This is a genomic window from Arenimonas sp. (assembly GCF_041919775.1).
GTDB lineage: Bacteria > Pseudomonadota > Gammaproteobacteria > Xanthomonadales > Xanthomonadaceae > Arenimonas.
This window is the reverse complement of sequence record NZ_JAYRTE010000003.1, coordinates 154,524-164,066: the sequence shown is the minus strand read 5'-3', so window position 1 is coordinate 164,066 and position 9,543 is coordinate 154,524. Positions and strand designations below refer to the sequence as shown.

The following is a 9,543-nucleotide window of genomic DNA, read 5'->3' as shown; positions in this document are numbered from 1 at the left end:
TGGTGGGCCATGTTGGGGGTCTGTTAAAATTATCCATGTATATTTTACCCTGACCCCCTTCTTTTGCTAGCGGGCGGGAACACCGAGGTGGTGGAGGACGAAGGCGTACTCTTCGGCGCGTTCGCGATAGCGCTGGAAGCGGCCGGACTTGCCGCCGTGGCCGGCTTCCATGTTGGTGCGCAGCAGCAGCGGGTTGTCGCCGGTCTTGCGGTCGCGCAGGCGCGCCACCCATTTGGCCGGCTCGAAATACTGCACCTGGCTGTCCCACAGGCCGGTGGTCACCAGCATCGGAGGGTAAGCCTGCGCGCTGACCTGGTCGTAGGGCGAATACGACAGCATGTAGTCGTAGTAAACCGGGTCCTTGGGATTGCCCCACTCGTCGAACTCGTTGGTGGTCAGCGGGATCGATTCGTCAAGCATCGTCGTCACCACGTCCACGAAGGGCACGTGGGCCACGATGGCCGCGTACTTTTCCGGCGCCATGTTGGCGATCGCGCCCATCAACAGGCCGCCGGCGCTGCCGCCCATCGCGGCCACGCGGTCTTCGTGCGCATAGCCTTCCGCCACCAGGAAATCGGTGACGTCGATGAAGTCGGTGAAGGTGTTGACCTTCCTGAGCAGCTTTCCGTCTTCGTACCACTGCCGGCCCATTTCCTGGCCGCCGCGGATGTGCGCGACGGCGTAGACGACGCCGCGGTCCACCAGGCTGATCACGTTTTCGTTGAAGCGCGGGTCGCTGCTGCTGCCGTAGGACCCGTAGCTGTACAGGTACAGGGGCGCCGTGCCGTCCTTGCTGAAGCCCTTGCGGTACAGCACCGACACCGGCACCTTCGTGCCGTCGCGGGCGGTCGCCCACAGGCGCTCAGTGGCGTAGTTGGCCTTGTCGAAACCGCCCAGCACGGGCTGTTCCTTCAGAAGGCGACGCTCGCCGGTGCGGGTGTTGATCTCGTAGGTCGTCGCCGGCGTGGTGAGCGAGGTGTAGGTGTAGCGCAGCCAGTCGGTGTCCGGCTCGGCGTTCACGGACAGGCCCATGGCGTAGGCCTCCTCGTCGGCTTGCACGAACTCGTTGCGGCCGCCGTCCCAGTCGCGCAGGCGCAGGCGCTGCAGGCCACCGCTGCGCTCGGACACCACCACGAAGTCCTTGAACAGCGTCACGCCCGACACCAGCACCTCCGGCGAATGCGGGATCATCTCGCGCCACAGGTTTCGATCGCCCCAGGGCTGGCCGTCGGCCAGGCTCATGACCCGGAAATTGGTCGCGTCCCAGTTGGTGGTGATCACCCAGCGGCCGTTGAGGTGGTCGGCCTGGTATTCGAAGTCACGCTGGCGCGGGGCCAGCACCCTGAACTCGCCCGGCGCGTCCGCGTCGGTGCAGCGGGTCTCCGAGGACACCGTGCTGCTGACCGAGATGCACAGGTAGTCGTCCGACCGTGTGCGGCCGATGCCCATGTAGAAGGTGTCGTCCTTTTCTTCGTAGACGACCGTGTCGCTGGCCGCCGGCGTTCCCAGCACATGACGCTTCACGCGCTTGCTGAGCAGGGTCTTCGGGTCGTTTTCGATGTAGTAGAGCGTGCGGTTGTCATCGCCCCACATCAGTCCGTTGGACGCGCCGGTGATGCGGTCGGGCAGCACCTCCCCGCTTTCCAGGTCCTTCACCTGGACCACCATCTGCCTGCGGCCGACGTCGTCGTAGGTGAACGCGGCCAGGCGACCGTCCGGACTGACCTCGATGCGGGCGAACTGGAAGAAGCTCTTGCCCTCCGCCATCTGGTTGACGTCGAACATCACCTGCTCGGCCGCGTCCATGCTGCCCTTTCGGCGCGCGTGGATCGGATACTCCTTGCCGGTTTCGTAGCGTGTGTAATACCAGTAGCCGTCGCGCAGGTAGGGCACGCTGGCGTCGTCCTGCTTCACCCGGCCGACCAGTTCGTCGTACAGGCCGTCGCGCAGCGTCGCCAGCGGCGCCATGGCCTGATCGGTCCAGGCGTTTTCGGCCTTGAGGTAGGCCAGCATGTCGGCGTCCTTGCGGGTGTCGTCACGCAGCCAGTAATACTCGTCCTGGCGGGCGGCGCCGTGGGGGGCCGTCACCAGGAAGGGCCGCTTCTGCGCAACGGGCGCCGAAGCAATGGCCGGCGCGGCCGCCGGCACCGCGACGCCGGCCGGCGCCGGGGCCACGGTCGGCTGGCTGGCGCATCCCGCCAGTACGCATGACAGGAATAACGCGGAATACGCCAGCGGTCGCTTCATTTACTTGCCCTTGAACAGCTGCTGCTTGAGGAAGGTGTAGGCCAGCGCGCCCATGTACGCCGACTGGGCGTTGTTGGCGGCGCCGCCGTGGCCACCTTCGATGTTTTCGTAGTAGGTGACGTCGTGGCCCTGCTCCATCATGCGCGCCATCATCTTGCGGGCATGGCCGGGGTGCACGCGGTCGTCGCGGGTGGAGGTGGTGAACAGCACCGGCGGGTAGTCCACGCCCTTTTTCACGTTCTGGTAGGGCGAGTACCTGCGCAGGAATTCCCAGTCCGAGGGCACGTCCGGGTCACCGTATTCGGCCACCCAGGAAGCGCCGGCCAGCAGCTTGTCGTAGCGGTACATGTCCAGCAGCGGCACCTGGCAGACCACGGCGCCGAACAGCTCCGGGTACATCACCGTCATGTTGCCCATCAGCAGGCCACCGTTGCTGCCGCCCTGGATGCCCAGGCGTTCCGGACGGGTGACCTTGCGGGCGATCAGGTCCTGGGCCACGGCCGCGAAGTCCTCGTAGGCCTTGTTGCGGTTCTCGCGCAGGGCCGCCTGGTGCCAGCGCGGGCCGTACTCGCCGCCGCCGCGGATGTTGGCGACCACGTAGACGCCGCCGGCCGACAGCCAGTTCTTGCCGACGCTGGCCGAGTAGCTGGGCGTCAGCGAGACCTCGAAGCCGCCGTAGCCGTAAAGCAGGGTCGGGTTGTCGGCGTCGAGCTGCAGGGCCTTTTCCGACACCATGAAGTAGGGCACGCGAGTGCCGTCCTTGCTGGTCGCGAAATGCTGTTCGATGCGGTAGGGGGAGGCGTCGAAGAAGGCCGGCAGCTGCTTCAGGACTTCCGGCTTCTTGCCGATCTCGCCCATCAGCAGCGAGGTCGGGGTCAGGTAGTCGGCGACGGTCATGAAGTATTCGTTCGACTCATCCGAATCGACCGCGCCGATGCTGACGGTGCCGAACTCCGGCGCACCCACCAGCGGCTCGCGCTTCCATCCGTCCTTGTCCGGAGTCAGCACGTAGATGCGGTTCTTCACGTCCTCGAGGACGTTGATGAAGAAGTAGTCCTTGGTCGCACCCGAGCTGGCCAGCGAGCTGTTCTCGGTCGGCGCGAACACGACTTCGAAGTCGCGGCCGCCCTTCATGAAGTGATCGAAGTTGATCGCCAGCAGCGAACCGGCCGGATGGGTCTTGCCCTCAACTTCCCAGGGCTGGCGCAGCTCGACGGTGAGCCATTCGCGGAACACGCCCTTCTGCGAACCATCGGGCAGGTCGAGCTTGGCCAGCTCGCCGCCGTCCTTACGCAGGTAGAGTTCGTTGGTGTAGAAGGTCAGGCCGCGATAGACGAAATCGCGCTCCCAGCCGGGCGTGTCGTCGTGGTATGCGCCGACCGAAATGTCGGTCTTCGCGCCTTCGTAGACGACCTTCGCGTCGGCCATCGGCGTGCCGCGCTTCCATTCCTTCACCACGCGCGGGTAGCCCGAATCGGTCATCGAGCCATCGCCGAAGTCGGTGCTGACGTACACGGTGTCGATGTCGATCCAGCCGACGTTGCCCTTGGCCTCGGGGCGGCTGAAGCCGCCTTCGACGAAGGCCTTTTCGGAGACGTCGAACTCGCGGGTCACGGTGGCGTCGGCACCGCCGCGGGACAGGTCGACCAGGCAGCGGTCATAGTCCGGGCGCAGGCAGTCGGCGCCGCCCCAGACCCAGTTCACGCCCTCGGCCTTGCCCAGCGCATCGATGTCGAGCAGCACTTCCCACTTCGGATCGTCCTTGCGGTATTCGGCCAGCGTGGTGCGGCGCCAGACGCCCTGCGGGTTCTGCTTGTCGCGCCAGAAGTTGTAGTAGTACTCGCCCTGCTTGGAGACGTAGGGGATACGGGCGTCGGAATCGAGGATGTCCAGGATGTCCTTGCGCACCTTCTCGAAACCCGGGTCCTCGGCCAGCTGCTTTTCGGACACGGCATTGCGGGCGCGGACCCAGTCCAGGGCCTTTTCGCCCTCGACGTCCTCGAGCCACAGGTGGGGGTCGTTGTTCATGTCGGCAGGTTCGGCGGCGGAAGCATTCATGGAAAGGGCGCCGGCAACGAGCCAGGCAAGGGCGGTAATGCGCATCGGTATCCCCGTTGTTGAAGCGATCCTCGACGCTAACATGGCACCCCGTTAAGGGGCCGTAGGCCTGAAGTCATGCCCGGGATCAGTCGCGGCCGTAGCCGAAACCGGGTCAGGGGCACTTTCCGCCGCGCCGTGGGCGCGGCGGAAAGTGCACCTGACCCCTTTCGTAGCGCCAACCGGGGGTGCCGTCGTCGTAGTAGTCCGGCAGGGCCGCCACGCGGCGGTAGCCGGCGGCTTCGTAGAGGGCGGCAGCGGCGCGGTTGTCCTGGCGGACCTCAAGGCGCAGGCCGGTGCGGCCGGCGGCGTGGGCTTGGCGCTCGGCGTCAGCCAGCAGGCGGCGGCCGAGGCCTTGGCCGCGCGCGGCCGGGTCGACGGCGATCGAATACAGCCGGGCCCAGGCGCTGCCCTGGCGCAGCAGGACCAGGTGGTAGCCCAGGAGCCCGCCGGCAGCAACCGCCACCCTCAGGCGGGCCCGGGGATTTCCCAGGTGGTGCCGGAACTGGCGGGCGGAAAGCCGGTCGCCGGGGAAACGGGATTCCAGCGCCAGCAGGGCCGCGAGGTCGGCGGGACGGGCGTCTCGGAGCTTGGCGAGGGAGGACATGGCGGCAGTCTATCCAAGCGCAGGGGGAAGGCTCATGATTCGCGCCGTCGCCCCCAGCCTGCCGCCATGAGCCGCCTCGTCATCGTCGTTGAAAAGCCCTCGGACTGGGGCGCCTTCTATCCGTCCGACAACGTGGTGGCCGCCGCCGACTATCTGCGCGGGGAGGTCGCCGCCGACGGCGAACGCACGCAGGTGATCAACCTGTGCCGCAGCTACAAGTACATGGGCACGGGTTATTACGTGTCGCTGCTGGCCGAGGCCCGCGGGCACAAGGTGATCCCGAGCGTGCGCACCATCAACGACCTGCGCCGGCGCTCGCTGTACGGCATCGACATCGAGGACCTCAACACCCAGCTGGGCAAGTTCCTGCCCGAGGGCTCGCGCGACGCCAGCGACTTCGGGCTGCTGGTGTATTTCGGGCGCACGCATTACGCGCCGCTGGAAGACCTGGCCCAGCAGGTGTTCGAAACCTTCCCCTGCCCGGTGCTTCGCATCGAGTTCGAGCGCCAGCGGGTCTGGCAGATCGCCGCGATCAAGCCGGCCAGCCTGCACATGCTGTCGGACGACCAGGAAACCGCGTTCGCCGACGCGCTGGACGCCTTCAGCAAGAAGATGTGGCGCAAGCCGCGGGCGCGCCGCAAGTACCGCTACGACCTGGCGATGCTGCAGAACCCGGGCGAGGTGATGCCGCCCTCGAACAAAAAGGCCCTTAAGCACTTCATCGAAGCCGGCAAGGAGCTGGACATCGAGGTCGATCCGATCGGCCGGCGCGATTTCGCCCGGCTGGCCGAGTACGACGCGCTGTTCATCCGCGAAACCACGGCGGTGGACAACCATACCTACCGCTTCGCGCATCGCGCCGAGCGCGAGGACATGGTGGTCATCGACGACCCGCAGTCGATCCTGCGCTGCACGAACAAGATCTACCTGCACGACCGCCTCGGCAGCCGGAAACTGCCGACGCCGCGCACCGAAATCGTGTTCCGCGACGACGCCCGAAAACTGGCGGCCCTGCCCGACCTGCTGGGCCTGCCGCTGGTGCTGAAGATCCCGGACGGCAGTTTTTCCCGCGGCATCCACAAGGTTGAAACGCCGGAGCAGCTGAAGCTGGCGGCGGACCAGCTGTTCCAGCAGACCGCGCTGCTGCTGGCCCAAGAGTTCGTGCCGACCGAATTCGACTGGCGCATCGGCGTGCTCGACGGCGAACCGCTGTATGCCTGCCAGTACTTCATGTCGCGCGGGCACTGGCAGATCTACGACCACGCGCCGAAGCCAGGCAGCAAGCCGGGCGCGGTGCGTTCGGGCGGCTTCAGGACCCTGCCGGTGCGCGAGGCACCCTCGGAAGTGGTCCGCCTGGCCACGCGCGCCAGCAACGCCATCGGCAACGGCCTTTACGGGGTGGACCTGAAGGTGGTCAAGGACCGGACGGTGATCATCGAGGTCAACGACAATCCGAGCATCGATGCCGGCGTCGAGGATGCTTATCTGGGCGAGGACCTGTACCGAAGGATCATGGGGGAGTTTCTCAGGCGGCTTGAGCGGAAGAGGCTCGGCGTGCGCGACTAGACCGGGGAAATGGGGTCAGAGCACATTTCCCCGGCGGGGCCACGGGATTTGCCGTGACTGCCTGGGGAAATGTGGTCTGACCCCTGCGCCGGGAGACCGGGGTCAGAGCACACTTCCTCCCGGAATCCTTCGTGATCTTGTGAAAGAGCGAGAGGAAATGTGATCTGACCCCTCGGCGATGCAGCGTGAGCAGGGCCGCGGCAGGAGCCGCCGGCAGCCAGAAGGGCAGGAATCCGAAGGCGGACGCTCCGCCCGGCGCCAGCGGTAGCGCCAGCAGGGCCAGGGAAACCAGCGCCCCCAGCGCCAGCGCCTGCCAGAGCAGGCGCGACAGCACGGGGAATTCCGGTTCAGGGCGGATCGCGAGGGCTTTCAGGCGGGACATGGGGCGCTCCTGCGTTTGGCGTGGAGCCAGCTTCCCAAACGGATGTCTCACGGGCCGAGACGGGATTGACGCGCCCTTCGCCCGGCGCCCGATAGGCTGTTCCGACATTGAACGGAGCCACCCCATGCGCCGTCTCGCCCTGATCCTGCCGCTGCTGCTGCTGGCCGCCTGCGCCAGTACCGGAGGAACCATGCCGCCACTGACCACCGACGCCAACGTCAACCTCGAGCGCTACATGGGCCGCTGGTGGGTGATCGCCAACGTCCCCTACTTCGCCGAGCGCGGCAAGGTCGCCGCCGCCGACGTCTATACGCTGCGCGACGACGGCCGCATCACCAACACCTACGTCTACCGCAAGGATTTCGACCAGCCCGAGAAATCCATGAAAGGCGTCGCCGAAGTCGTGCCCGGCACCAACAACGCCCAGTGGCGCATCGCCTTCTTCTGGGGCCTGGTGAAGGCCGACTACCTGGTGATGGAAGTGGCGCCCGATTATTCTTGGGCGCTGATCGGCCATCCCAAGCGCGAGCTGGCCTGGATCTTTTCGCGCAGCCCGGAGATGGACGAGGCCCTGTACCAGGACCTGCGCCAGCGCTTCGCCACCTGGGGCTACGACCCGGAGACGATCCTGAAGGTGCCGCAGAAGGCCGACCAGGTCGGGCAGCCGGGTTTCCAGTAAGCCCTACAGGCCGGCCGCGTCGAGCGCCTTCTCGGCCACGGCGCGGCCTTCGTCGACCAGTTCGCGCGCGCGCCAGAACTCGTAGAAAGTCGCCGCTTCGCGGGACATCTGGATCAGCAGGTCCGGCGGATCCTGCGCCAGCTGCACGCGCGACATGTGCGCCTGCATGGTGTCGAGCGAACGCGACATCAGGTCCATCACGCCCCGGCTCTTTTCGTGCCCGCGGGCATGGCGCGAAGGCGTGACCGACGAGGCGATGCCGTCCCAGATCGACGCCATGCGCTCGCGCAGGCCAGCGCCGGCGCGCTCGTCGGCGGGTTCCTCGTCGTCCCCGTGGCTGGCGTGGATCTCCTCGTGCCGCGGCTCGAGCGCGGGATTCATCCACGGCACCGGTCCATTCACGTCGACGGCAATGACGCGGTCCACGCGCATCTGCCGGGTGGCGGCGATCGGCACCGGCGCCAGCAGGCCGCCGTCCACCAGTTCGCGGCCGTCGACGTGGGCGGGCGTGAAGATCATCGGAATCGCGATGGACGCGCGGATCGCATCGAACAACCGGCCGCGGGTCAGCCAGACCTCGCGCTGGCTGGCGAGGTCGGTGGCGACCGCGACGTAGGGCATCGGCAGCTCTTCGATGAGATGGTCGCCGACCAGTTCGCGCAGGGCGCCAATGACCCGGTCGCCGCGGATCAGGCCCGGATAGCCGTAGACGAAATCCAGCAGGCGCAGCACGTCGCCGCGCTGCAATCCCCGGGCCCAGTCGGAATACTCCTGCAGGCGACCGGCCGCGTAGATGCCGCCCACCAGCGAGCCCATCGACGCACCGGCGATGCCGGCGATCTCGTAGCCGCGCGCCTCGATCGCCTGGATGACGCCGACGTGGGCGATGCCCCGCGCGCCACCGGCGCCCAGCACCAGCGCGACGCGTTTCCCGCGCGGTGACGGCGGCCGCGAGGGCTCAGCGGTCATAGGCCGACAGCGCCAGCTGCAGCATCGTGCGCGCCTGCGCGCGCAGTGCCGGCGGCTCCATCACCTCGGCGTCGGCGCCATAGCGCATGACGTCCATCAGCAGCTCCTTGGCATTGCTGTAGGGCAGCTTCAGCTCGTAGCGGCCATCGGGCAGGAAGCGGCCTTCCTGCTTGGAATGCCAGTGTTCGTCGGCCACCCAGCGCGCGGCCTTGGGCGAGAACACCAGGGTGGCCATGCCCTTGGGCGCGCCGGAGAAGATGCCGTAGCTCGAGGCCAGGTGCTGGTTGAGCTCCTCGTCCGGGATGTCGCGCGCGGCCGGGTCGAGCAGGCGCGCGTGCTGCACGCGGTCGACGGAAAAGCTGCGCAGGCCTTCGCGGTCGTGGTCCCAGGCGTCGAGGTACCAGTTGTCCTTGTAGTGCGTGAGCCGCTGCGGCGAAACCTTGCGGTGGGTGCGCTCGTTGGTGGAGCGGGCCAGGTAGTCGAACTCAAGCTGCCGGCGCTCGAGCACGGCGCTGGCGACCAGGCGGAAGGCCAGTTCGTCGCGCCGGCGCACGCCCGAGGCGATGACGCGCACGCGCTCGACCGGCCAGCGCTTGCCGCCGGCCTGCTGGGCCAGCAGCGATTCGATGCGGCCCTTGAGCGGCGCGAGCGCGCTGGAAAGCACGCCCTGGCCGGTGCGGTCGAGCAGCTGGTGGGCGGCGAGCAGGGCGTGCAGTTCGTCGGAATTGAGCCACAGGCCGGGCAGCTCGAAGCGTTCGGCTTCCTTCTCGTCGTAGCGGATGCTGCCCTCGCCTTCACTCTCTACCGGTGCGCCCAGGGCGTCGCGCAGGAAGGCGATGTCGCGGTAGAGCGTGGCGCGGGAGCAGGCCAGCTCCTCCATCAGGCGCTTGATAGGCACCGGATAGCGGGCGGTCTTGAGGCTGCGGTGCAGGGCGAGGATGCGCTCGTAGCGGTCCATGGGGGTCGGGTCCGGCGGTTCGCGGCAAGGTCCCTAGG

General features: G+C 67.3%; 7 protein-coding genes. 2 read left to right on the top strand and 5 right to left on the bottom strand.

From position 1 onward, the window contains the following. Window positions 1-66: 66 nt before the first annotated feature. The 3 genes from ACE3TE_RS03370 to ACE3TE_RS03360 form a co-directional block, all read right to left on the bottom strand. Window positions 67-2,247 (bottom strand): S9 family peptidase, encoded by a 2,181-nt coding sequence (locus ACE3TE_RS03370; protein WP_374602171.1) that lies wholly within the window; start codon window positions 2,245-2,247, stop codon window positions 67-69. Beyond that, a complete protein-coding gene (locus ACE3TE_RS03365; RefSeq protein ID WP_374602169.1) occupies window positions 2,248-4,350 on the bottom strand; it encodes a prolyl oligopeptidase family protein in 2,103 nt (700 codons plus the stop codon). 109 nt (window positions 4,351-4,459) lie between these two features. Next, window positions 4,460-4,951, bottom strand: a complete 492-nt coding sequence (locus tag ACE3TE_RS03360; protein ID WP_374602167.1) for a GNAT family N-acetyltransferase — start codon at window positions 4,949-4,951, stop codon at window positions 4,460-4,462. 66 nt (window positions 4,952-5,017) lie between these two features. Here ACE3TE_RS03360 and ACE3TE_RS03355 point away from each other — a divergent pair, with 66 nt between their 5' ends. After that, window positions 5,018-6,517, top strand: coding sequence for a RimK family protein (locus tag ACE3TE_RS03355; protein WP_374602165.1), 1,500 nt, complete (start codon window positions 5,018-5,020; stop codon window positions 6,515-6,517). Window positions 6,518-7,023: 506 nt separating this feature from the next. Further along, the gene (locus tag ACE3TE_RS03350; RefSeq protein ID WP_374602163.1) at window positions 7,024-7,578 is read left to right on the top strand and encodes a lipocalin family protein; all 555 of its coding nucleotides are present in this window, start codon (window positions 7,024-7,026) and stop codon (window positions 7,576-7,578) included. A gap of 3 nt (window positions 7,579-7,581) precedes the next feature. Here the strand turns inward: ACE3TE_RS03350 and ACE3TE_RS03345 are convergent, their stop codons facing one another. Continuing rightward, the gene (locus ACE3TE_RS03345; RefSeq protein WP_374602161.1) at window positions 7,582-8,547 is read right to left on the bottom strand and encodes a patatin-like phospholipase family protein; all 966 of its coding nucleotides are present in this window, start codon (window positions 8,545-8,547) and stop codon (window positions 7,582-7,584) included. After that, on the bottom strand, window positions 8,537-9,505 hold the full coding sequence (locus ACE3TE_RS03340; RefSeq protein WP_374602159.1) for a helix-turn-helix transcriptional regulator: 969 nt from the start codon (window positions 9,503-9,505) through the stop codon (window positions 8,537-8,539). The genes ACE3TE_RS03345 and ACE3TE_RS03340 overlap by 11 nt, the downstream gene beginning before the upstream one ends. Window positions 9,506-9,543: the final 38 nt, after the last annotated feature.